The sequence below is a fragment of the Microvirga splendida genome (assembly GCF_016427565.1).
GTDB lineage: Bacteria > Pseudomonadota > Alphaproteobacteria > Rhizobiales > Beijerinckiaceae > Microvirga > Microvirga splendida.
Map to the genome: position 1 here is coordinate 233,658 of NZ_JAELXT010000003.1, position 22,250 is coordinate 255,907.

Sequence of the window (22,250 nt, forward strand, 5' to 3'; positions counted from 1 at the left end):
CCCCGAACGGCTCTCGGCCGTAAAATTTTCTACTGTTGCTTTACGACCTTAGTCCTAAAAGGCAGAGAATCGTACTGGGACACAGTGCCTTAGTTAAGCTTATTCTTTCATGCTTTGACGAAAGTTCGAGCAGGGAAAGGGCGGACCGGTTCCATCAACTGAGCTGCGCAGAGCAGGATTGCCGAGCACAGTCGCGGTGATGGGCAGAGGTTCGGATCATGCGCGCCCAGACGTATCGCCTTCTTGGACAAGCAGTCCCTTGAGCATTTCCCTGATCCTCGGATCGACGTCGAGGTCATCGAACACGGCCTGCATCTCCTCCATGAAGACGGATCCGTCCTCCGTCCGGGGAAGTTCGGCCTCCTGGCGGAGCAGGTTCACGAAGCTGCTCTCGGGACGCTCCATAATGAGAGGCGGCTCTGTCGCATCGATCCGCCGTCCCGTGTGGTCGAACACCTCGGCGACATGCTCGATCACGTGCCGCCTCAGTCCGTAGGGAAGGACGTGCGACAGGAACTCGTCGAGGGCGTCCTCGCGGCCCGGGATGAGGGAGAACACGCTCGGAACATGCGTCTCGAGATCGATGGACATGCGGGTGATGTTCCCGGGATTGAAGAACGTCGTCTGCCCGACCGGCACCGGCTTGCGCGTGTCATGGACGTGTCCGTTCACGATCAGATCGATGCCCGTCACCCTTGGCAACGGGATCGCGCCGGGGATGACCCGGCCGGGGAACGAAAGGTCATGATGCGTGGTCAGGAGGCGGATGTCCGCCTTGGTCGTGGTCCACGCATCCCCGGCGACGGAGGGGATCTCACGTCCCCAGCACACGCCTCCGACGAGGATGTCGCCCGTGGGCGTTTCCACCAGAAGGTCCGGATCGCCGTCGCCGCCGAGCAGGCGCAGCGTGCCCGACTCGGCGAGAAGGGTCAGCACATGGCCGTCCGACAGCTCCTTGTGGATTGAGCGGCGTCCGATGGTGAGGGTGTGGTTGCCTACCAGGTACCACGGCGTGCACCAGCAAGAGCGGAGCACGCGCGTGACCTGCGTGAGCATCCGGATGTCGTTGTCGTCCCCGGCATCGAGGAGGTCGCCGAGGATGATCGGGACAAGACGGTTTGCCTCGGCCACCTTCAGAGCGGCGGCCAGCTTGCCCAGCACCGTCTCGACGAAGTCGTCATCGCGGCGCCGTCCTGGCCGCCTCGAACTGACGTGCGGATCGCCGATGAGGAGGATGCCGGAGGCGGAAATCCGCTCAATGGTGCGCATGGAAGGCTCCCGGTGCCAATGGATCGTACCCGTCCCGTCCGCATGTCGGGCAAATGCCCTTGTTCTCGTCCCTCCAGGCCCGCAGCCTTTCCTCGACGTCGGCCAGCTCGGCGTCGAGGCGGGAAGCCTCCTGCCGATGTGCCTCGGTCGCCTGGGCGCTTTCCTCGAGCCGGGCCACAATCTCCAGATAGCCATCGGTCTGCAACACGGCAGGGGGGTCCGGCAGCGCCTCGAGCGCGGCAAACCTCGCCTCGATGACGGTCGTCGCCTCGGCGGCCGCCTCAATGCCCGTGGCAGCCTCCTCCAGGTCCATGGCGTCCACAAGCTCGGGCGGCGATGCTAGCCGATCGAGTACGTAGGCCTCGGCCAGCAGCGAGGCCATCTCGTTGTGGGCTGCCTCCAGCCTGTCCGCCATCGGGATGAGCCCGGAACCGTCCTGCAACTCCGGCGGCGGCGGCAGGTCTACCATCGCAGACGAAGCCCCTTCGAGGCGCCAGACCTCGGACGAAGCTTCCTCGACGGAATCGGCCGCCTCCATCAGCCCGTCGACCGGGTGGAGCGTTGGCGGTGGAACCACGGATGCGAGAGCGGCGAGTTCCCGTTCCAACCACGCGCAACGGGCTACGGCCTCGTCCAAGCGCAGAGAGGCTGCCTCAAGTCCATCGTCCTCCTCCAGAGTCGGCAGCTCGGGAACCGCTTCGAGGACAGCCGATACCGCCTCCAGCTCCGCCACGGTCGCGGAGGTGTTCGCCAGATCGCGCGCAGCCTCCAGCAAGCCCGCCGTGTCTTCCAGGGCAGCGAGAGCTGGAATGTCGGCGAGCGCCCGGCTCACGGCATAGAGTACCGTCGCCCGGCTCGAGGCATCCTCGAGGCGTCGCACCATGTCCCCGAGCTGATCCGTCGGCTCCAGGTCCGGTGGGGACCACAGGGCGGCGAGCACGCGCTGCCGGTCCAAGGCAGAAGCGATCTCGGCCTTAGACCTTTCGATCTCGCCGAGAAGCGATGAAAGTGCCTCCGTCTCCTCGAGGATCGGCGGCTCGGACAGCGGCGTGAGCCTTCCTGCCACTTCCTCGAGCTCGGTGCAGCGGGTGATCGCCGCCTCCACTTGGTCCGTCGTCTGGAAAAGCTCGAGCGCGTCCGCACGGGCCGTCCGGACTTTGCCGATGCCGGCCGAGAGATGCTCGGCATCGACCATCAGTCCGGGAACCGCCGACAGAGAGTTGAGGCGATGCTCTATCCTGGCATCCTCGATCTCACCCTTGCGGATCGTGCCGCCGTCGTCCCTGACGTTCCTCTGCCAGGCATCCATAAGTCGGTCGAGGTGAACGGCCTCCCGGCCGACGGAAAGCACCTCGGCCCGCTTTGTGCCCATCCCCGAGTCGTCGTCGAGCAGGAAGTTGGGCTTCGTCTGGCGGGCGATGTGAAGGTTCATGTCCTCCGACAGATGCATGCCGAGGGCATCGGCGATGAAGCCGGGGACGTCGCTGCCCTCGCTCTGCTGGCGCTCCCCGGATGGGAGCCGCAGTTCCCATCGCATCTTTCGCTTCGCCGACTTGCGGACGGATGCGACCCGGCCATCAGCCAGCGTCAGTTCCACCGCGGCCTCCTTCGTGCCGTGCCTGATGTCGGAGTCCTTCAGGTCGCCGTCGACGAGCACGCCCAGCGCTGAGACGACTGCGGACTTGCCGATGTCGTTGCCACCCACGAGGCATGTCATCCCCGGGGAGAGGGGCACCACGGTGTCGGAGTGGGACCGGAAATTGACCAGCCGGATCGACCTGAACAGGTTCGTGGACGCTTCCGTTCCCTCGTCGGCGGTCCCCTCGGGAATCGCGACGAGGCCCGTCTCGGGAGTGCCGTCCAGTCGGACGATGAACGCCCCGTGGAACATCCGCGGGTCATGGTGGCTGATCAGCAGGCACTGGAAGCCGAGGTCGGTCGACAGCCGGACGAGCACGTTGCCGTAGGCCGGGACGTTGTCCGGCGAGATCCAGCACTCGCTCTCGTCGAACGCCACGAACTGCCGGGCGCCCGACTTGCTGAGTGCGCTGACGCGCAATCCGGTCGCGAGCACGTTCATCAGGCTGCCGCCCGAGGCCCTGCTCACGTCGACGCTCCCCCCGTCGCGCTCGGCCACGATGTCGAGTGAAGGCTTTCCGTTCCTTCTGTTTGTGCCGAGGTCGAGGCGGATCCTGATCTTGGAAGGCAGGACGTCATTGGCAATCATCGTGAGCAGTTGCTCGTAGCTTCCGACCGCCTTCGCATGCAGGCGCGCCTGCGCGGCCTCGAAGACCTTCTCGACCGTTGCCTTCTGCTCGACGCGCCATTTGGCGGTGCCCACGACCGCTCGGTTCCTGATCCGCTCCTGCTCTAGTTGCTCGCGCTGGCCCTTCAGCTCGCTCAACCTTTGCCCGATGACTCGGGCGGCCGACATCATGACGTCGAGATCGCTCTCCTGGACGGTCATTGCACCCTCCTGCCGGATCGGCTGCTTATTCTGCCGCGGAGAGGTTCTCCAACTGAGTCTGTATTTCCGTGAGCTGCGCCTGATAGCTCGTTAGCATCTCGTCGTTGGCCTTGGTGCGTCGCGCGAACTCTGCCCGCAGGTCTTCCGGATTGTCCATGCCGAACTTCTTCTTGGATTCGGCGGTGAGCGTTTCCAGCGTCTTCCTTGCCCCCCTCAGTTCGGCCTCGACCGTGACCTTCTTCTCGTTCAGAACCCTGTAGGTATCGGTCAGATCCTTGAGGGTCTTGGCCTGACGATCGGAAACGGACATGGCGGCATCGGACATCGGCATCTACCTCGTGCTCTGATGAGAATCCTTTTCGAAGGTTAACGGTTGTAGCCGTTTTGTTCGCGGCTCGCGACCGCAAATGTCGGTAGGAGCCATGTCCCAGAAGTATGAGGGCATCCGGGTGGCCTCATAGGCAGAACGGGTCCGCAGCATACTCGGCGAAGGGGCGTCATCTCCCCGGACGAGTCGGCTATGTTCATCGTGCCCTCGAACGACACCCTCGCCCTCAAGGCAAAGGTGCAGCCGCAGGATATCGACCAGCTCTCGGTCGGGCACGCAGACGGAGACTTCGTCCAGGGTCAACGAGTGAACGCCGTTCGAGTACCTGATATAGCCCCTCAAGGAGCAGTTCGCTCGCGTGTTCCGCGAGCGCTGAGCCAAGCCGCCGCAAGGATTCGCTCCCTTGCGGCGGCTCCCTTCACGGGCATCGACCGGGCTCAGTCCTGGGCGGAGCACCGGACCGCGCGCCCGAAGTGGTGCCTAGCGTCGTCCAGGTGCCGGAGGAAGGTGCGCTGGTCGCGCTCCCGGTACTCGCACCAGACGTCCACGGTCTGCCTTGCGCACTGGGAGAGGCCCTTCCGCCCGTCCGTCTCTTGGTACTCAAAGTTCCCCATCCGCTTGGCGAAGGATGCCCATGGGATGCCGAGCAGGCGCGCGACCTCGCGCTCGCTGGCGGCGCCGAGGCGCGAGCACCCGTGACGCTTCACGAAGAGAACGATGATGTCGTCGGCCCATGTCCACTCGTGCATGTTGAACTCCTGTTTCTGTCGGGAAGGGAAGGTTTCGGGCAGCGTCACCTGCGGGTCTGCCGGACGGACGTGCGCCCGCGTCGCTGCCACGTGCGCTGGGTCTTCCGCAGCATCCTGCGGGTCCGCCGGGCCACCGTGACGATGGCGCCGTCGTCGCCGAGGACCGCGTACACGTTCAGCCACGGCTCAATCAGCCGCTGGATTCCGCGTCCGTCCGGCGCGCGCTCCATCCGCGAGACAGCGGCCTTGTCAAATATGAGCCGCTCCGCTCCGCGTGATCGGAAGGCCGACCCGTGCTGCTGGAGCATCTCGAGGACGAAGTGAGGTATCGCCCTCTCCCTGCGGCGCTCGGTGGCGTGGGAAGTCATGGCAAATGAAGTGATCATCTGTTCATTCTCCTTTGGGTTTGGAGTTCCGGGCCCGGGCACGTGCAAGCCCTGTCCTGTTCCCGTCGTGCGGGCGCAGAAACGCAGAAACCCGCTGGCGCGGAGCCAGCGGGTTGTGCACCCGCCACAAGTGACGAGTGTTCGCTTAGGGATAATTACGTAAGGCGCACGAAATTCCGCGCGTCATTGCCCTGATATAAGGGGGATTACCCCAATGTACGTGACGTTCGACTATCAATTGACAGCGGATCACATCGATCACTACGTCACGAAAAGCATAATACAGGAACGGCGGCCGATTACTACCTGTTCTGTTGGTGTAATACTTTGAGGAAACAGATGGCTGCAACTCCGTCGTGTGTGGGAAGCCGGACAGTCCCATGGTGCAGCCCTTTTCGAATGCTGCTTCCCCAATGCCTGCTCCAACTTGAGATCGAAAGGCGCAGGGGCCGCGGCTAAGTTCCGGGATGTTCGCGACGTAGGTGGAGCGCGCGGATCACATCTGCACCGAGGGTCTGCGTGTTCTTTGTTTCTCCCTTGGCGTTCAGTAGGCTGATACCAAGGCGGGCAGCGATGGGCCGGAGAACATCCTTGACTACTATTGGCTGGACGGCCCCATCACGCAGGATGCGGATCGCGCCACTCTCATACCGGACGATTTCAAGTTCAGAATGTCTTGCGCGCGCTGTGACACGTAGTTCGTCGACGGGGCGCTTCTCCCGCTGGTTTCCCTGCGCAATGGAGTACACGTACTTGCCGTCACTGAGTCGCATCTTGCCCGTGGCTGCCTCGGCGCTCTCATCGAGCAGTTCCTCGACGGAGATCCCCAGTTCGTCGTCCACGTTGACGCGGAGGACGATGACCCTGTCGACAAACTCGAATGTCGCCGCGTTGAAGGATGCATGGGAGGAGGTCGTCACCGTCTTGACGGAGATCCGCTCGTTCGAGGACGACACGACATCGTACCCCCGCTGGTTGGTTTCCAGCGCCATCTGGCCACGGGTGATCATAGCAGCGTAGAGTTCGCCAATACGGCCGGTGAGGTGGTTCAGTTCCGCCGGAGCCACTCCCCAGCTCAACTCCTTCTCGAACCACGCGAGTGCCTCGGCAAGCGATTGGATAATCTGGACTTGGGTTAATGTAGGCTTGGGTTCACTTGCCTGGGATGTCATTCAAAGTCAGTCGTAGCTGTGGTCCGGACGACATTTGCAGCCGATTCAGCAAGGCACCAGTTCCGCGCGAGCCGGAATTGGTGCCATTTCTAGGTGAGCTCACGGCTGGGTACCGTGGTACAGGTACCTAGCGGCTGATCTTCAGGGCGTCTCTGACGAACGCATCGAGAGAGCGTCCGCCGGGCGCATGAGCGATCGAGGCGTATCGATGGGCGAGGTGGATCGGGATCAGCGCATTCGCGAACAAGTCGGTCTGCATCATCTCAATGAGTGATATCATGCGCGACAGGTCGGCCCCGTAATGCTTGAGGTCCATCTTCGCCTCGCGGAACGCCACACCGTCAACATCCGCCTTTCGGGCGAATGGATAGGCGAGGGTGACATCGAAGATCTTCCCCCGGGACGTCCTAACGATGAAGGTCTGGCCGTAGTACGTTTCATCCCCGAAGTTGTTTGGGTTGTTCGTGACGTTTGCCTCGATGATCGAGTACCGGTAGTCATCATCAATCGGCAGGAGGAAGGTTCCTTCCCGCTCAGTCCCGTCGGGATTGCATTGGAGGATACGTTCGATCATCGTTGCGTGCTCGACGACCTTTCCCGTCTTGGATACGCCTATCACGAGCGGGCCGTTCAATCCCTTCGACCGGCAGTCCGTCCGAACCTCGTCCAACAATGACATGATACCCCGATGGAAACGGGCGGACTCGCCGAAGATTGCAAGCGGGCCGTCAATGATCACGTGCATGTTGCCCGTGGATGTCGGGTCGTTAATATGGGCACACCGAATGATATGGGCGACCAGAATGTGCTCCATCGCCGACATGAGACGGCTGAAGCACTCGGTGTTGGATCCTTCCTCGGAGAAGACGTCCTGCACGCGGAGAGCATCTGTCACGAAGACCCTCTTCGCGGAATCTCCATTAACGTCCACGTAGCCTGGATCAACGGGGACGAAGAGCTTTTCGCCCAAGGGCATCCCGTCAATGGGCGACTTCTTGTCTTTACTTAGAACAATGCCCTCTCGACCCTGTTCCGTTACGATGGACCCGCTCCGCCTTATGAGGTCCACGAGCGTGTCGTAAAGGGTAATGCCCTGACAGGTAAGGCTTTCATCCCGAAAGATGTCGAAGACGGTGCTGCGGAAGAAGGTCTTTGTCTTCGGGATTGCATCCGACGTGATACCAGCCCCAGGCAGCGCGAAACTTAGCGAACCGGCGGCCTTCTTCAGGTTCGCGATATCGACCGGGTCAACGAAAATCTCGTTGCGGTCGCGGAGCCGCTTGTAATCGGGTACCTTGATCAGAACATTCGAGAACTTCAGAAGGCCAACCCTGATGGACGGGAAATCCTTCTTGGCGATCGCCTCGTACGGCGAGGCATCGGAGGCGAGTATGAGACCTTGGTCCATTTCGCGGACGAGTTCCTTGACGTCGATCACCTTCGTCCGAATGGAGTCCCCGCGGTCGGCGAGGTTCACGCCGACTCTCGCCTTGTCCATGAAGGCGAGTACCACCGGTTGCTTCATCACGTCGAAGCCGCCGGTTGGGGAAGACGGCTCGCGATCATACGGCATGCTCAGGCCTCCACGGCTAACGGCTTGAACCAAGCCGCGCCGGAGGCCTTCGCCTTCATGTAGCTTGCGAAGACCTTCTTGGGCTCGAAAAGAAGGATCTGGGTCGGTGTCGTGAAGTTCGAGCTCAACGTCTTTATGCGCGCGAAGCCCACGTCCTGGCAACGTTTCAGGCTCTCCGAGAAATCCTCGAAGTCATAGTAGCGCGACAGTCCCTTGATCTCGTTGTCGTTGTTGAGGTGAGTGACGAAAAAATTCTCTGTGTTGGACAGGATGTTCGGATGGATGGAAGATGGTTCCTGCGTTGCGTAGACAAGGGAGATGCCGTACTTAGCGCCCTCCTTGGCGACGCGTGGCCATGTGGTGTTGAGGTCCGAGTTCTTGCCAATGAGGTTGTGGGCTTCCTCGACGTAGATGACCACCCGCGGAGGAGTCCCACCTTCAGTAAAGATCCGAGAGGACTTGTCGAACACGTGCCTCGCGATTCGTTCGGCCATCGTCTCGCGAACGCTGGGTGGGCCGACCGACAGGTCGACGATCACGATCCGACCTTCCTTGAGCAGCCCGTAAATGTCCTCGGCGACGTTGGCCGACCCGGTTGCAGAGTGGAACTGGATGGCAGCGTTACGAATGGCGTTGGCAGCCCTGATCGGCCCATCATTCTTACTCGACCTACCGACAAGAACACATAGGAGTGCATACTCTTGGATAGAGAGCCACTTTTTCTTCCCGTCCCTCAGCCCCCGGTCGTCGGCGGGACCACCCTTCGCTTTCTCGACGTCCCGTATCGTGGACCAGAATGTAACCGCATCCTCGGGTGACGCTCGATACACGCCGTTGGCTCCGGCTGGTGACAGTGAGAAGAATTTAATGGCGGCTTGGATGCGCTCGTCGTCGCTCGTCGCCGATGGAAATTCGTTTTGGATAGGGGCGTGAGCGCTGTACAGCTCCTTCAGGATTGGCTTCCCGACTGAGAACTCAATCTTGAAGGCTGATGCGTGGGGATAGCCCGCTGCCTTCAAAATGCACTGGTAGATGGCAACCCGGCGCTGCCAACGTGTCTTTGCACTGAAATCCGCTGGATCCGGCTCCTCAAAATCAAGGGAGACGAACGTTTGCAGGTCCTCGCTCATGGACCCACCCTCGTCGCGAAGGTTGTTCGCGATGAATTGGCGTCCCATGTCGAGAGACTCGTAGAAGTTGACCCGGACATCGCGGAAGCCCGTTGCGAACGATGCGCGGTACCGGACTGTGTTGTCGCCGAAGACGTCAGCAATTGAGCTGCCCTCGTCCTGGTTGTTGGCGTTCGAGTACTCGCCGTTGATGTCGAAGATGACTTGGCCAATGGGAAGGTCCGTCTCAAGCGCGGAGAGCGCCACCGCCGAAACCATGGTCTTGGTCGTGTTCGACTTTCCGGTGCGCGTCATGCCGAAGACAGCCGTGCGGCGGGCAAGAAAGTCTCCTGGGAACAACTTCACGGGGACTGAATCCTGCTTCGCCTGGATCCCCATGTGGTTTGCGGAGGTGAAGCGGACGGTCCCGATCTGGAAAGAGGCTGGAGGCTTGCCCATCCCCATGGCCTTCGCGTCGTCATGAGCCTTTTTCAGTCGGATCGGGTCAACAAAGTTCACGATCTCTTCGAGAGCTGCCGGACCGGGCTTCAGAACCTTCATCTGACGTGCGGCGAAGAAGTCCTCCACGTCCGCACCAAAGCGGAGCCTATGGTCGGCATCAAGATAGAAGGTGCCTAGGACCTTACACTGAATGCCGCTCCACTGAAGCATCCCGAAGGAGATCGGCTCCATGCCACGGAAGGCGGGGTCCGTGGTTTTGGGTGAGTCCTGGAAATGCTCCATGATCGCCCGGAGCGCGTCGCGATCGGTCGCGATCTCCGTGCGCCCGACGATCCGAAGGAGCACCGCCCGCCTGTCTATCGGGTCGGTCGAGCCGTATTCCGAAGGGTTGAGGCTGCTCGCGAGCAGGTAGCTATTCATGGGGATGCCGCCTGCCTCCTGCCGCCAGCGGTCGTTCGTCATGACGACCATCTCGCCATAGGATGAGTGGATGGTGAATCCTACGTGGCGGCTGTCGGCGGCCTCATCGACAAGCCTGACCAAAGGATTGGTCACTGCCGACATTTGCTTGATCGTGTTGGCGATCATGAATTTATCCTACCTGAGTTCTGGGAAACATCGGGTTTCGTACGATACCAGCAGAGGGAATCTGCCGGCGGCGAGGAAGTTGGATTACTACTCCTGAATCCTGGAGGTCGCCTGACGCGCGCAGACGGGCGATGATGTTCGAGACAATGACTTCCGAGGCCACGAGGCGTTCATGGGCATCGATCCGAGCGCTGTATTGGAGGTTGACGCGCGCGAAGCCCGGATGCTTCCCGTACTTCTCGCGGGCCTCAGGGTGGTCATCGTAGGACAGGATCCAGTGGCCGGGAATCGACTTTACGTCCTGCGCGAGCACGTCGTGCTGCTCTTCGCTGAAGCTATAGCTATAAAGACGCTCCGCCTTTGCGAAGAAGGGCGGGTCCAGATACCAGAGCACGGTCTCGGGAGTGTCCCTGAAAACTCGCATCGCACGGACGTTGCGAAGCGTCTTGCGGTAAGATTCGTTCCGCACGAAAGCGACCCGATTGGAAAGCTTCTGGAGTTCGAGGATTCGCTCCGCAAGCTTCTCCCGGTTGAAACGGCAGTCGATCTTATAGGCACCGGATTGAGACCTCCCGCCGATCGGCCCGGTTTGCGGCATTAGGGCGCCCGAAAAGCTAGTCCGATTTAGGAAGAAGCATTTGAAGGCTGCCTGAAGCTCTGTCCTAGGCTCCAGTGATTTCTGCCGGTGCCACTCATCCAAAGTGACATCCACGTCATAGATCATGTCTGCCAAGCGCAGCGCCTTCATGGAGAATACCGTTCGCCAGAACGCTGCAACAAGCGGGTCCGCGTCGGCCAGTGCAATCGACTTTACGTAGCCGCCTTCGAGCAGGGATATAGATACCGCGCCCCCCCCGGCAAAGGGTTCCACGAAGAGCTCAATATCGAGTTTCGCTCGGGTGATCACGTCAGCTATGAAGGGGGCGAGCTTTCTCTTGCCGCCCGGATACCGCAACGGGGACACATCCGACCGGGTGCACCATGGGACCGTGTTCCCGTAGATGTCCGGACGAGCGTGTTTCTTTGTTTCCTTCATCGGTTCCGCCCCCAAGCTCCATCCGCCACTCTCGGCAGAACGGCCCAGACGACCTTCGGAACCAGCGATTACCGAATCTTCACGCCTCCATGAGCCCCTGCTGGATTGTTGCCCATAGGGTTCCATTTGACAACGGACCAGGAGTTCGGCGGATCCAAGATCCCCAGGAAGTGCAACTGTGAGCTTGTTGCAGAGAGCTGCTGGATTGTTATGCCAGACCAAGGGTTTCCATGACACCCGCAAGGGGTAGGATGCCCCCTTCCCCGTCCTCGGTCTCCGCCAGGAGGGCCTTGGCCTTCTCGGCCAGCACCTTCGCGTCCTCCTTGTCGACCCTGAACGTCTCGTCCCCGATCTCGATGGCGGGCCTCCTGAACGCCAATTGCGCGAGGCTGCCGTCGATCTTGGTCTTGCAGGGCTTGTCGAAGGTCCGCGCGATCCCGTTGTAGCGGGGCTTCCTGATGACCGAGACGTCGAGCAGCCATGCATTCTTCGGGAAGGGATCCCAGTCGACGAAGTGCCAATAACGATCGGTCTTCGGCTGCTCGCCCAGGTCTCCCTCCGCAACCATCTCGTCGATCTTGTCCCTCGTCGGTTTGGGGACATTCGCCGTCGATACGGTGAAGTAGATCCGCTGGTTGGCGAAGAAGTCGGGCCTCTTCCTGATTGCCTCGAGGAGGCTCCCGCCGGGCGGGGGCGGTGCGGATGCCTGCTTCCGCTTCCAGACCGGGCGGTACTCCTCCACGACGTCCTCGTCCACGTCCCTGGCCTCGCCCCACAGCTCGTTGAACCGCCTGTTCAGGTCGAGCAGGGCCTGCCTGTCGTCGGTCGCCATGTTGATCTCGCGCCAGCCCTTGGTCTCGCCCTCGATGGCAAGCCCGTTGAGGGACGCGTTCGAGGAGCCGACGACCGCCAACCCGGGAACCTTGTAGAGCTTGCCGTGCAGCTTCCCGTGGGTCTTGACCTCGAAGTCTGGAAGTAGCTTCAGGATTTCGTCTGGGTTGGTACAACCGCTCTGGAGGTTGCAGATAATCTTCCCGCCCGTGGCGCCGTCGAGTCCGATGCGCTCGACGGCGCCCTTGCCCCAGAACGCTACCGCGTGCCGGACCTTTTTGCCCGCGCTCATATCTTTTACGTAGCCAGGAGTATCTTTCTCGCTGAGTATCCTGATCATATCCAGTCCTTGATCGTGTATCCCTGTACAGGTCGCATCCGCACCCGGTACCGGAGGTTAGCACGGTAAGGGCACGTGGTGAGCCATGCCGAGTGAGTACCCTAGTATATCTGTCCTCACCCAGAGAGCCGTTGCCCACACTACCTTTACTTTGATGAGGCGATAAGCCGAGGTTGCAGATGACCGACGCAGGAACGTTACTGACAATCGACGTTGCTGCGGTCCTCCGCCTGGAGGATCACCCGCTGCATGCGGCCCGCATTCAGGTTATCATTTATGTAGGACGAGCCGACGTTGGCGGTGATCGCGTTGTTGATGTCGGCAAAGGACACGCCAAAGGTGTTGGCCTCTTCACGGTTGATGACCCGCATCACGTGTGCCGCGTCGGGCATACCCTCCATGCGGAGGCCAGTTACGATCAGCTCGGCACCGGCCTTGAGCGCCGTCTGCCTGGTTGCCCAGTCCGAGGCAACGGGGGATCTGGCAGGTTTATGAGGCGTTCTCTAAAGCTTCCTCATCGCCGTTCTTGTCGATCTCGAAGACATGAAAACGCAGGAGCGCTACGTCGCTTGGATCAGCGCGATTGTAGCCGCCGTCCAGACCCTCGCCGATGTCCTTGAGCTCGAAGACGAGATTTCACTCGACGGGGACGGTGCCGGGAACGCTCTGGATAGTGTGCTTGGTTTCGTACATTCGACCCTCCTCCTCGAGGCTCCATGATCCCAACCCGGGCGGCAAGCGACCACATGAACGGGTGCTTCTCCATGTCGGTCAGTCCCTGGAACGGGCCGAGGGATCCTCCGGGAGTGACCTCGCGCCCATCGGTAGTAGGCGCCCCGGGTATCCGTTAGCGCCAGTTGAGGTCGCGGCTACGGTATCGTACGACCTTTACGGGAATGCGAATGGAGCTCCAATGGACCATGCCGTGCTGGTGACGAGCGACACCGACAAGTTCGACATCGTCGACCTGACCTCGGATCGGCGCACGTCCGCCTACTTCGACATGAGGACGCTCCTGGACCGCTACCGGAGAACCCCTGACAAGGCATCGCAGCGAATTCTCATCCCAGACCTCTCCGACGCGCTGGCCCGCTTCCTCGCCCTCAGCAGGAAGGATCGGGAGGAACTCCACCTGGCGTTCTCCTTCGTCCTCTCGGACGACGAACTGCGCGAGATGAGAGGAGGCTCTGCGGCTACACCGCAGCCGACGGCTTGCGAGTTCTTCTCTGAAGACGACCTTAAGGACGAAACCGCCCTCAAGAACGCATATCGCCGGAATGTCCATCGGCACCATCCCGACAAAGGCGGCAGCCATGACGCGATGGTCCGCCTCAATCGGCGCTATGCGGAGTTGAAGGGTTTCCGGTTCAACGCCCCGCCAGCCCGCTCCTTGTACCGCAAGTCGATGAGTACCGCGAAGAAGTACTATCACTACATGCCATGGCTGGGATCATCGCCGGACAGCTCGTTCGAGGCCGACATGGACCTGGTGCTGGACCTGTACGAACTGCTCGTGGACGACTTCGAGCTGGAGGCTGCCCATCGGCACCTGCACGGAGGGGTTCTGCCGATGTTCGAATCCCTGGAGCGTTCGTACAGGAACAAGAGGAAGACCGGGGCGCTTGAGCATCGGCGGGTTGACCTGTTCGAGACGACCTACAAGTTCTTCCGTTACTGCAAGGCGGTTTCGCTCGACGAATGGGCAGCGGAGCTGGATGCCCTTGCCTCCGCACAGTTGCCGTTGGTCCGCCACCCCGGCATGACCCGGGTGGACTGGGACCGCTATTGGGCAAAGTACGGAGGTCTCATGGAGGGCATCAGGAGCGGTGAAAGGCCCCGCCTGAACCCGCCGGACGCACGGCGAAGGGAGAAGCTCGCACACCTCCGGGGCAACCTGCCCCGGCAGCAGTGACGAAGGGTCTAAAGACGTAGGAAGGCTGGAACCCGTAGGTTCAGCCTCCCGCCGATGGCAGGGAGTCAATTGAAGACCGGGGAGACGTCGATCGATACGAACTTGCCGAGGCACACACTGTCTGGCGGACGGCAGCGGTTCATGTTCGCCCGGGTTCAGCGGCGCCAGAGTGATGATCAATGACGGACATTTCTCACCGGACCGCCGTCAGACAAAGCAGAGAATGGCTGGAATTGGCACATTTGCGAAGTAGACCGAATTTCTGCTGAGGGAAGTGATAGCAGACATTCCTGATGCGTAGGCAATTACCTTGTCTGACCCAGAGCAGCCCTTCCCATGCACTCCGCCTGAGAAGCACACCACTCGACAGGCTCCAACACCGGTTCGGCGTTGCCGCTTGACGATGACGACAGTGGTGATGGGCAGAGGCGGCAATCGCTGCTTGAGCTTCGCTGGGCTCCGAGATCCGGCTTTCAGCGAGGCTTGGCGATCTGGGGGTCAGATTGCCTGAGGATCCCGTCTCTGTTCTGGCACGTCTTCAAGCCAAGCCGCCCGCGCTGAACTGGCTTAGGACGAGAATTGCGTTCCGGCGCGCAAGGAGAATTCAGCGTATCGCTCTGCCTTTCTGCCCAGCCGAAGCCGCGTGGGTATGGAACGGTCTTCCAGACCTTTTCATTGTGTTCGGATCGCAGGAGGTACGAGATGGCAGGCAAGGCAAACTTCACACCGGACGAATGGGCGCGCGTCGTGGCAAGCCCGATGGTAGCCAGCATGGCGATCACGGCAGCCGACCCGAGCGGCCTCTGGGGCTTGCTGAAGGAAGCGATGTCGGGTGGTTGGGCCCTGCTGGAGGCCAGGCAGGGCGCCCAAACCAACCCACTCGCCAAGGCCGTGGCTGAGGACATCACGACCCCGGACACGCGCACCGCAGCCCGCGACCAGGTGCAGACGCAGTTCAAGGGCTTGCAGCTCGGCGAGCTCAAGGGCAAGGCGATCGAGGAGCTGCGATCGGTCGCTGCTCTTGTAGAAGCTAAGGCTCCCGAGGATGCCGCCGGGTTCAAGGCTTGGCTCAACGAGGTGGCCCGCAAGGCAGCGGAAGCTGGCAACGAAGGCGGCTTCCTGGGGTTCGGCGGAGTGCCGGTCAGCGACGCTGAGCGGGCAACGCTGGGCGAGATTGCAGCGGCTCTCGGAACAGCAAGCCCAAGCCAAGCCTGACGGTACCGCAGAAGAGCTTTGCATGCTCTTGGCAGCTCCGGCAACGTGCCGGGCGGTGGGTTCCTGTTCCGCCACTGAACGGACGCGCACCGGCGGCTCCTCGGGCAGGGTCGTGGGGCCGGATAACCCCTTCCACGGCATTGTCCGAATAGCTGGGTCTACAAGGGATCTACTCTCAGACGGGAGGAACGAATGCCCTGCTGCAACATGCCGAGGCGGCTCGCACTTCTTTGCCTCGCGCTCGCGCTCGGCTCATCGGCTGCGATGGCCCAGTCGGGACGTGTGCAGCGCGGGCAAACCTTTGCGCAGACGAACTGCTCCCAGTGCCACGCCATCGGCCGCGTCGGCGACAGCCCCGTCCCTGAGGCGCCGCCGTTCCGGACCCTCCATACCCGCTATCCCATTGAGCACCTGGCGGAGGCGTTCGCGGAAGGCATCACGACGGGGTATCCCTCCATGCCACAATTCCAGCTCGATCCGGCCCAGATCAACGACCTGCTGGCTTATCTCAACTCCATCCAAGGCTAGGGTTCACGCTCTTGTCGGCCTGAACCCGCCCACCCGAAAGAGCCTGTAGATCCGTCATTTCGGATTGGATGAGGCGTGCTAGTTTAACATAGGTTGCATTTGTGTTCCGACTTGGAGAGCTGCTGGATGAGGCCCAGGCCCACGAGATACGCGCTGCCGCTTGCTCCGGCCGTGGTTCTCGCGCTTGGCATCCTGTTGCTGGGAGCGCTGGAACTCCTGCAAAGCCACAAGGAGGCGGCCGGGCGAGGCGAGGAGAACGCCCGCAACCTCGCCGATGTGCTGGCTGAGCAAACCGAACGGACCTTCCAGGCAGTCGACTTCACCCTCCTGGGCATTCGGGATGCATGGACGGCCGCTCCCGACATGCCCGACAACGACCTCCGCTTCAGGGAGTCGCTGACGGAGCGGCTCAAGGCGCTGCCGTATGTTCGTGCCCTCTACGTCATCGGTCCGGACGGGTTCATCGCGCACGATACGGACTACCCCTCGACACCGAGGGTGAGCCTGGCCGATCGGCCCTACTTCAAGGCTCACCAGCAGGACCCCGCCCTCGGCCTGCATGTGGCGCAACCACTCCGCAGCCGCTCGGTCGGGGTCTGGTTCGTCAGCTTCAGCCGCAGGATCAACAGGCCCGACGGCAGCTTCGGCGGCATCGTCGTCGCGGCCGTCGAGCCGCGCTACTTCGAACGATTCTACGGCGCACTCTCGGTCGGGGAGGACGGATTCATCGCGCTTCTGATGCGCGATGGTACCCTTCTGGCCCGCAGCCCTGTCTCGGAGGAGGCCATCGGCAAGTCCTTCGCCGCAGTGGAGCCGCTCAACACCCATCTGTCCCGAAGTCCCCAAGGCGTCTTCTGGGGCGCCAGCCCGATCGACGGCATGACCCGTGTCATCGGGTACCGCGCCCTTGGCACCGTGCCGGCTGTCGTCAACGTCGGGCTGGCACGGCAGACGGTCTTCCGGTCCTGGCGCGAGCATGCCGCTGTGGTCTCCGTGTCGGCGGCCATCCTGCTGGGCCTGGTCATCGTCCTGATCGTCCTCGTCCAGAAAGGCCGACGGCGCGACCAGGCCGAGCAGGTCCGGCTCAGCCGGGCGCAGCGGCTCGAGGGACTGGGGCGCATTGCCGGCGGCATCGCGCACGATCTCGGCAACACCATCAGGATCATGCAGTCCACGTTCCGGCTCCTGCGCCCCTCCCTGGCCGACCGCCCGGACGCATTGTCCCTGCTCGGCGATGCCAGTCAGGCCCTCGGAGGCGCGACGGCGATGATCGAGCGCCTGCTCGCCTTCGCGCGAAGGCAAGATCTCCGGCCGGAGATCACCGTCATCGACGGGCGGATCGACGGCTTTGCCCCGATCCTGAGGCAGGCCGCGGGTCCCCGGATCACGCTCGACCTCCGGCTCTCCGCCACGGGCCGCGCCGCCCGGCTCGATCCGGTGCAACTCGAGGCGACGCTGCTCAACCTGGTCCTGAATGCCCGGGATGCCATGCCGGATGGGGGCACCATCATCGTCGAGACAATGGACGTCGGCCGTCCCCTCGACTCGGGTAAGCATCTCATCCCCGCCGCCGACGGGCGATGGGTCCAGGTCACGGTGGCGGATACGGGCATCGGAATGCCCTCGGCGGTGCTGGAGCGGGCGTTCGATCCCTTCTTCACCACCAAAGGGCAAGGCAATGGCCTCGGCCTCAGCCAGGTCCTGGGTTTCGTCCAGCAGAGTTCCGGGGACGTTGAACTGGACAGCGAGGAGGGGCGCGGCACGACGGTGCGTCTCCTGTTCCCGGCCGTGCCGCTGGGGGGACAGGCTGACGGGTACTCCAAGCCGGAGACGGCGATTTCCGGTGAACCGCACCCTCGGCTCGAAGCGGCCCTCAGGGAAATCCCGAGCCGCCACTCGGGTCCAGACCCGATGGGGCCGAGGCGGCAACGGGGGTAGGGATTGTTGGATCCCATGAGGGTGCCATGACCGTGAAACTCCTCGTCACCGACGACCATGCCATCGTGCGCAGGGGCTTGCAGGCTCTCCTGGAGGCCCAAGGCGGCTGGCATGTCTGCGCCCTTGCCGACAACGGGCGGGCGGCGGTCAACCTTGCCACCGAGCACAGGCCGGACGTGGCCATCCTCGACTACTCCCTGCCGGGGCTGAACGGCCTCGAGGCCACCCGCCAGATGCGCCTCGCCAGCCCGGGCACCGAGGTGCTGATCTACACCATGCACAACAACGAGGACGTGATCCGCGACGTGCTGCGGGCCGGCGCGCGCGGCTACCTGCTCAAGACGGAGGACGACGCCGAGGTCGTTCGAGCGGTTCAGGCGCTGTTGCGCAAGCAACCCTACTTCTCGCCCCAGGTGGCCGAGACCTTGCTCGACACCTTCCTGAGCGGCGGGAAGGTAGTGGCCTCGCAAACCCTGAGCTCGCGCGAGCGCGAGGTGATCCAGCTCGTGGCGGAGGGCAAGAGCAACCGCGACATCGCCGATCGCTGGCAGGTGAGCGTCAAGACCGTCGAGAGCCACCGGACCGCGGCGATGCGCAAGCTCAACCTGCATTCCGGCGTGGAGCTCGCCCTCTACGCCGTGCGCAACAAGCTGATCGAGCCCTGATCCTCCTGCCTCGCGGACTAGGGAAATCCCGACCCTCTCCTCCGGTCCTCACCTGATTCCAATCCGGATGGCGATGCGGTTTCCTGATGGCGCTGATGTCAGGGTTGCAGACAGGACAAGCCTCCTCCTCAACTGGCTGGAGGCACACATCGAGGGATGCCAGTTCGGAGCCACGGGTGCCGGGACCAGCCATCATTGGCTTGGTTGTCGGACACGCCAATGCGGGCGCGGGAGCAAGGGCTTCGGCACGTGCCGCTTAGGAGAGCGCAATGCTTGGGATGACAGGAAATCTCTTGAGCCTGACCAGGACCAAGATCGGCATGAGCCCGGACGAGATCGAACAGCACATCATCCGGGCCTATGTCCATCTCGCCTGGACACCTGAGACGGCCGGCTCCCAGACCTTCACCGTTCTCCGGTTCGGCATGCTGGAGGCGTGGCTGACCGCAATTCAGGAGGAGCATGGGCTTCCTGACCTCCCACGGGTGCGGCTCGAACTCTATTCCCACGCCAGGCATGCCGTCGTCGACAGTTGCGAATGTACCGAACTCGACGTGAACGAGTTGGCGCGGGCGGTGAAGCTCATCGCCCGCGCATGGCAACGGGTACATAGCCTGCACTAGGGCATCCATGCGGCGCGGGAGGTTCCCCGCCGCCATCCGGGAGGGACGCGATGCCAAGCAAGAAGGAGACGGGACTGAGAGTGCCCGTTCACGGATTCGCCAGGCGCGCGGACGACACCGTGGTACGGGCAACGGCCATCCTCCGCACGAAGGAGGATTGCATCCCGAAGGAATCGCCGCCCGTGCCAGCGCAGCCGACCAAGAGCAGGGTGGCGCGTGGCAATGACCATTGATCCTGACGGCGCCTCCCGGTCCGCACCTGGGTTTTCCCGGGCCGCCTCACCGCTTTCGGGACGGGGCTTGGTCCGTCGGCCGAGAATCCGCAACTCCTCGCGGCGAGGGGTCGGGACGTCGATCATGGCACTCGATCCACGCGCGCTTCTCGTGTTGCTGGTCGCCACCTGCTTCAGCGTGATGCTGATGGCGTACGCCCATGCGGACGACGCTGGAGACGCCAGGCTGCCTACCCCGCGAACCCCAACGGATGCGGGTTCCCTGTCTGCCGTCAACGCAATCCCGAAGCCGATCGCAACCCAAAACGGATGGAGTCAGCCTCATGCTTGAGGAGTTCAAGAAGTTCGCCCTGCGGGGCAACGTCGTCGACCTGGCGGTTGGCGTGATCATCGGCGTGGCGTTCGGGGCCATCGTGACCTCGCTGGTCGAGGACATCATCATGCCGGTCATCGGCGCGGTCACGGGCGGCCTGGACTTCTCGAACTACTACATGCCGCTGTCCGCAGCCGTGCAGGATGGCGCCGCCTACGCGGACGCCAAGAAGCAGGGCGCCGTGATCGGCTACGGCCAGTTCCTGACGGTCGCGATCAACTTCGTCATCGTCGCCTGGGTGCTCTTCCTCGTGATCCGGGCGATGAACAAGTTGAAGCGCCAGGAGGATGCCAAGGTCGATGTCCCCCAGGCTCCGGAAATCCCGGCGGACGTGAAGCTGCTGTCGGAGATCAGGGACCTCCTGGCGACAGGGCAGGCGCCAGGTGGCGTTGGCATCAAGCCGGTGAGGGGCCCCTGAGATCGCCGGTCCCGCAGATGAGGGACCATTCGCACGCAAGACTTTCCGGACTTCCTCTGACGGGAGAACAACCATGGATCTTCGTAAATGCCTCGCCGAGGCGATTGGCACCTTCTGGCTCACCTTCGCGGGCTGCGGCAGCGCCGTCATCGCCGCAGGCTTTCCCGAAGTCGGCATCGGCCTGCTCGGCGTGTCGCTCGCCTTCGGCCTGAGCGTGCTCACCATGGCCTATGCCATCGGCCACGTCTCCGGCTGCCACCTCAACCCGGCCGTGACCGTCGGCCTGGCGGCAGGCGGGCGCTTTCCGATGAAGGATGTCGTTCCCTACGTGGTGGCCCAGGTCGTCGGCGCGATGATTGCCGCCGCAGTCCTCTACGCCATCGCCAGTGGGGCACCCGGCTTCGATCTCGCCAAGGGCTTCGCCGCCAACGGCTACGGCGAGCATTCGCCCGGCAAGTACACCATGTTCTCGGGCCTGCTGGCCGAGATCGTGCTCACGATGATGTTCCTGTTCATCATCATGGGATCAACCCATGGCAAGGCCCCGGTCGGGTTTGCCCCGATCGCCATCGGCCTCGGGCTCACCCTGATCCACCTCGTTGGGATCCCGATCACCAACACGTCCGTGAACCCGGCCCGCAGCACCGGCCCGGCCCTGTTCGTCGGCGGCTGGGCCTTGGCGCAGCTCTGGCTGTTCTGGCTCGCACCGCTGATCGGCGGGGTGCTCGGCGGTATCCTGTACCGCTGGCTCAGCGAGGAACCCTCGGCCCAGATCACCGGGATTGCGCCTGCAAGCGGCCTTCCACCCACACGACCGGCGACATGAGTTGCCGTGTTCTCTTGAGGCGTTCAGGTCCGACGGCGGGAGCGCCCTGAACCCTATCGAAGGTCTTGCGTCACTCCCGTCGCATCTACCCAATCAAGGAGCAGAAAAATGAGTCGCGGATTTCCATCGATGACGGCCCTGCTGGGCCTGCTGGCCGTGGCGGGCTTCCAGAACCGGGACAAGATCGCCGGGATGCTGAGGGGCGCAGGGTCGGGCACCCCCGGCGCTCCCGAGCAGGGCGACCAGCCAGGTGGCCTGGGCGGGCTCCTCGGCAGCCTGGGCGGCGGCGGTCCCGGCACTGCGGGCCAGGGCGATCAGCACGCTGGCCTCGGCGGGCTTCTCGGCGGCCTGGGCAGTGGCGGGCTTGGAGGCTTGCTCGGCGGCGGGCTCGGCGAGTTGGTGGAGAACTTCAGGCAGAACGGGCAGGGCGACGTCGCGGAGTCGTGGGTCGGCACCGGACCGAACAAGCCCATCGCTCCCGACCAGCTTGAACAGACCATCGGTCCCGAGGTGCTGGCAACCCTGACCCAGCAGACAGGCCTGTCGCGGGAGGAACTGCTGTCACGGCTCTCGACGACGTTGCCCGAGGTCGTGGACAAGGTCACCCCGGACGGACGCCTGCCCGACACGGCGGACCTGCCGCGTTCCTGATTTATCATCCAAGGAGAGTGCCATGGGCCTGTTCAAGTTCATCAAGGATGCGGGTACCAAACTGTTCGGGGGCAGCGCCCAGGCTGCGACGCCGGATACGCTCAAGCAAACGGTCGAGGGCCATGGCTTCGATGCCAGCAAGCTCGCGATCGACGTGCAGGGCGACAAGGTGAAGCTGTCCGGCCAGGCGATGAGCCAAGAGGAGGCGGAAAAGCTTATCCTGTCGCTGGGCAACACCTACGGCGTGGCCGAGGTGGATACGAGCGGTTTGAAGGTCGAGAAGTCGGCCGAGCAATCGACGATGTACACGGTGCAGAAGGGCGACACGCTCTGGGAGATCGCCGAGAAGCACTACGGCAAGGGCAAGGGCGCCAAGCACACCGAGATCGTCAAGGCCAATTCGCCGCCCGTGAAGAACCCGGACATGATCCAGCCGGGGTGGGTGCTGCGCATCCCGCCCTTGGCAGGCTGATTTGTGTGAGCTTGCGGCCGCCCGTCTGCCAAACGGCAGGCGCTGCGCCGCCGATAGGACCACAGGATACATTCGTCCTTGATTGG

The 22,250-nt window shown here is 62.7% G+C and carries 21 protein-coding genes; 10 read left to right on the top strand and 11 right to left on the bottom strand.

Features of this window, described 5'->3' with window-relative positions; genetic code table 11:
• Positions 1-216: 216 nt before the first annotated feature.
• The 11 genes from JAO75_RS05250 to JAO75_RS05300 form a co-directional block, all read right to left on the bottom strand.
• The gene (locus tag JAO75_RS05250; RefSeq protein WP_199047274.1) at positions 217-1,269 is read right to left on the bottom strand and encodes a metallophosphoesterase; all 1,053 of its coding nucleotides are present in this window, start codon (positions 1,267-1,269) and stop codon (positions 217-219) included.
• Entirely contained in the window at positions 1,256-3,736 is a 2,481-nt protein-coding gene (locus tag JAO75_RS05255) for an AAA family ATPase (protein WP_199047276.1), read from the bottom strand. The genes JAO75_RS05250 and JAO75_RS05255 overlap by 14 nt, the downstream gene beginning before the upstream one ends.
• Before the next feature lie 25 nt (positions 3,737-3,761).
• Positions 3,762-4,061 carry a hypothetical protein gene (locus tag JAO75_RS05260; RefSeq protein ID WP_199047277.1) on the bottom strand — a complete coding sequence of 100 codons (300 nt, stop codon included), beginning with the start codon at positions 4,059-4,061 and terminating at the stop codon, positions 3,762-3,764.
• 440 nt (positions 4,062-4,501) lie between these two features.
• A complete protein-coding gene (locus JAO75_RS05265) occupies positions 4,502-4,813 on the bottom strand; it encodes a hypothetical protein (RefSeq protein WP_199047278.1) in 312 nt (103 codons plus the stop codon).
• 44 nt (positions 4,814-4,857) lie between these two features.
• Positions 4,858-5,199, bottom strand: coding sequence for a hypothetical protein (locus JAO75_RS05270; protein WP_210340170.1), 342 nt, complete (start codon positions 5,197-5,199; stop codon positions 4,858-4,860).
• A gap of 455 nt (positions 5,200-5,654) precedes the next feature.
• Positions 5,655-6,371 carry a DUF6998 domain-containing protein gene (locus JAO75_RS05275; RefSeq protein ID WP_199047279.1) on the bottom strand — a complete coding sequence of 239 codons (717 nt, stop codon included), beginning with the start codon at positions 6,369-6,371 and terminating at the stop codon, positions 5,655-5,657.
• A 127-nt stretch (positions 6,372-6,498) separates the two neighbouring features.
• Entirely contained in the window at positions 6,499-7,944 is a 1,446-nt protein-coding gene (locus tag JAO75_RS05280) for a hypothetical protein (protein WP_199047280.1), read from the bottom strand.
• Between the two features lie 2 nt (positions 7,945-7,946).
• Positions 7,947-10,103, bottom strand: a complete 2,157-nt coding sequence (locus tag JAO75_RS05285) for an ATP-binding protein (RefSeq protein ID WP_199047281.1) — start codon at positions 10,101-10,103, stop codon at positions 7,947-7,949.
• A 4-nt stretch (positions 10,104-10,107) separates the two neighbouring features.
• The gene (locus JAO75_RS05290) at positions 10,108-11,139 is read right to left on the bottom strand and encodes a DNA adenine methylase (protein WP_199047282.1); all 1,032 of its coding nucleotides are present in this window, start codon (positions 11,137-11,139) and stop codon (positions 10,108-10,110) included.
• A gap of 208 nt (positions 11,140-11,347) precedes the next feature.
• Positions 11,348-12,262 carry a phospholipase D-like domain-containing protein gene (locus tag JAO75_RS05295; RefSeq protein WP_199047284.1) on the bottom strand — a complete coding sequence of 305 codons (915 nt, stop codon included), beginning with the start codon at positions 12,260-12,262 and terminating at the stop codon, positions 11,348-11,350.
• Between the two features lie 245 nt (positions 12,263-12,507).
• A complete protein-coding gene (locus JAO75_RS05300) occupies positions 12,508-12,732 on the bottom strand; it encodes an efflux RND transporter permease subunit (RefSeq protein ID WP_425523151.1) in 225 nt (74 codons plus the stop codon).
• 491 nt (positions 12,733-13,223) lie between these two features.
• Between JAO75_RS05300 and JAO75_RS05305 the strand changes: the two genes are divergently transcribed.
• The 10 genes from JAO75_RS05305 to lysM all read left to right on the top strand — a co-directional run bounded on the left by JAO75_RS05305 (position 13,224) and on the right by lysM (position 22,164).
• Positions 13,224-14,222 carry a hypothetical protein gene (locus JAO75_RS05305; RefSeq protein ID WP_199047288.1) on the top strand — a complete coding sequence of 333 codons (999 nt, stop codon included), beginning with the start codon at positions 13,224-13,226 and terminating at the stop codon, positions 14,220-14,222.
• Positions 14,223-14,924: 702 nt separating this feature from the next.
• The gene (locus JAO75_RS05310; protein WP_199047290.1) at positions 14,925-15,437 is read left to right on the top strand and encodes a hypothetical protein; all 513 of its coding nucleotides are present in this window, start codon (positions 14,925-14,927) and stop codon (positions 15,435-15,437) included.
• A gap of 192 nt (positions 15,438-15,629) precedes the next feature.
• Positions 15,630-15,965, top strand: coding sequence for a c-type cytochrome (locus JAO75_RS05315; protein WP_425523150.1), 336 nt, complete (start codon positions 15,630-15,632; stop codon positions 15,963-15,965).
• A 126-nt stretch (positions 15,966-16,091) separates the two neighbouring features.
• Complete coding sequence (locus tag JAO75_RS05320; RefSeq protein ID WP_199047292.1) at positions 16,092-17,903, top strand: hybrid sensor histidine kinase/response regulator; 1,812 nt, start codon at positions 16,092-16,094, stop codon at positions 17,901-17,903.
• Positions 17,904-17,929: 26 nt separating this feature from the next.
• Positions 17,930-18,568 (top strand): response regulator, encoded by a 639-nt coding sequence (locus JAO75_RS05325; RefSeq protein WP_199047294.1) that lies wholly within the window; start codon positions 17,930-17,932, stop codon positions 18,566-18,568.
• A 278-nt stretch (positions 18,569-18,846) separates the two neighbouring features.
• Positions 18,847-19,191 (top strand): hypothetical protein, encoded by a 345-nt coding sequence (locus JAO75_RS05330; RefSeq protein ID WP_199047296.1) that lies wholly within the window; start codon positions 18,847-18,849, stop codon positions 19,189-19,191.
• Between the two features lie 556 nt (positions 19,192-19,747).
• A complete protein-coding gene (gene mscL / locus JAO75_RS05335) occupies positions 19,748-20,215 on the top strand; it encodes a large conductance mechanosensitive channel protein MscL (protein WP_199047298.1) in 468 nt (155 codons plus the stop codon).
• Between the two features lie 73 nt (positions 20,216-20,288).
• Positions 20,289-21,041 (top strand): aquaporin Z, encoded by a 753-nt coding sequence (gene aqpZ / locus JAO75_RS05340; RefSeq protein ID WP_199047300.1) that lies wholly within the window; start codon positions 20,289-20,291, stop codon positions 21,039-21,041.
• 108 nt (positions 21,042-21,149) lie between these two features.
• Complete coding sequence (locus JAO75_RS05345; RefSeq protein WP_199047302.1) at positions 21,150-21,692, top strand: YidB family protein; 543 nt, start codon at positions 21,150-21,152, stop codon at positions 21,690-21,692.
• A 22-nt stretch (positions 21,693-21,714) separates the two neighbouring features.
• Positions 21,715-22,164 (top strand): peptidoglycan-binding protein LysM, encoded by a 450-nt coding sequence (gene lysM / locus JAO75_RS05350; protein WP_199047304.1) that lies wholly within the window; start codon positions 21,715-21,717, stop codon positions 22,162-22,164.
• Positions 22,165-22,250: the final 86 nt, after the last annotated feature.

Coding starts and splice junctions, on each gene's coding strand:
- JAO75_RS05250 (WP_199047274.1), bottom strand. CDS start 1,269: ATGCGCACCATTGAGCGGATTTCCGCCTCCGGCATCCTCCTCATCGGC.
- JAO75_RS05255 (WP_199047276.1), bottom strand. CDS start 3,736: ATGACCGTCCAGGAGAGCGATCTCGACGTCATGATGTCGGCCGCCCGA.
- JAO75_RS05260 (WP_199047277.1), bottom strand. CDS start 4,061: ATGTCCGATGCCGCCATGTCCGTTTCCGATCGTCAGGCCAAGACCCTC.
- JAO75_RS05265 (WP_199047278.1), bottom strand. CDS start 4,813: ATGCACGAGTGGACATGGGCCGACGACATCATCGTTCTCTTCGTGAAG.
- JAO75_RS05270 (WP_210340170.1), bottom strand. CDS start 5,199: ATGATCACTTCATTTGCCATGACTTCCCACGCCACCGAGCGCCGCAGG.
- JAO75_RS05275 (WP_199047279.1), bottom strand. CDS start 6,371: ATGACATCCCAGGCAAGTGAACCCAAGCCTACATTAACCCAAGTCCAG.
- JAO75_RS05280 (WP_199047280.1), bottom strand. CDS start 7,944: ATGCCGTATGATCGCGAGCCGTCTTCCCCAACCGGCGGCTTCGACGTG.
- JAO75_RS05285 (WP_199047281.1), bottom strand. CDS start 10,103: ATGATCGCCAACACGATCAAGCAAATGTCGGCAGTGACCAATCCTTTG.
- JAO75_RS05290 (WP_199047282.1), bottom strand. CDS start 11,139: ATGAAGGAAACAAAGAAACACGCTCGTCCGGACATCTACGGGAACACG.
- JAO75_RS05295 (WP_199047284.1), bottom strand. CDS start 12,262: ATGAGCGCGGGCAAAAAGGTCCGGCACGCGGTAGCGTTCTGGGGCAAG.
- JAO75_RS05305 (WP_199047288.1), top strand. CDS start 13,224: ATGGACCATGCCGTGCTGGTGACGAGCGACACCGACAAGTTCGACATC.
- JAO75_RS05310 (WP_199047290.1), top strand. CDS start 14,925: ATGGCAGGCAAGGCAAACTTCACACCGGACGAATGGGCGCGCGTCGTG.
- JAO75_RS05315 (WP_425523150.1), top strand. CDS start 15,630: ATGCCCTGCTGCAACATGCCGAGGCGGCTCGCACTTCTTTGCCTCGCG.
- JAO75_RS05320 (WP_199047292.1), top strand. CDS start 16,092: ATGAGGCCCAGGCCCACGAGATACGCGCTGCCGCTTGCTCCGGCCGTG.
- JAO75_RS05325 (WP_199047294.1), top strand. CDS start 17,930: ATGACCGTGAAACTCCTCGTCACCGACGACCATGCCATCGTGCGCAGG.
- JAO75_RS05330 (WP_199047296.1), top strand. CDS start 18,847: ATGACAGGAAATCTCTTGAGCCTGACCAGGACCAAGATCGGCATGAGC.
- mscL (WP_199047298.1), top strand. CDS start 19,748: ATGCTTGAGGAGTTCAAGAAGTTCGCCCTGCGGGGCAACGTCGTCGAC.
- aqpZ (WP_199047300.1), top strand. CDS start 20,289: ATGGATCTTCGTAAATGCCTCGCCGAGGCGATTGGCACCTTCTGGCTC.
- JAO75_RS05345 (WP_199047302.1), top strand. CDS start 21,150: ATGAGTCGCGGATTTCCATCGATGACGGCCCTGCTGGGCCTGCTGGCC.
- lysM (WP_199047304.1), top strand. CDS start 21,715: ATGGGCCTGTTCAAGTTCATCAAGGATGCGGGTACCAAACTGTTCGGG.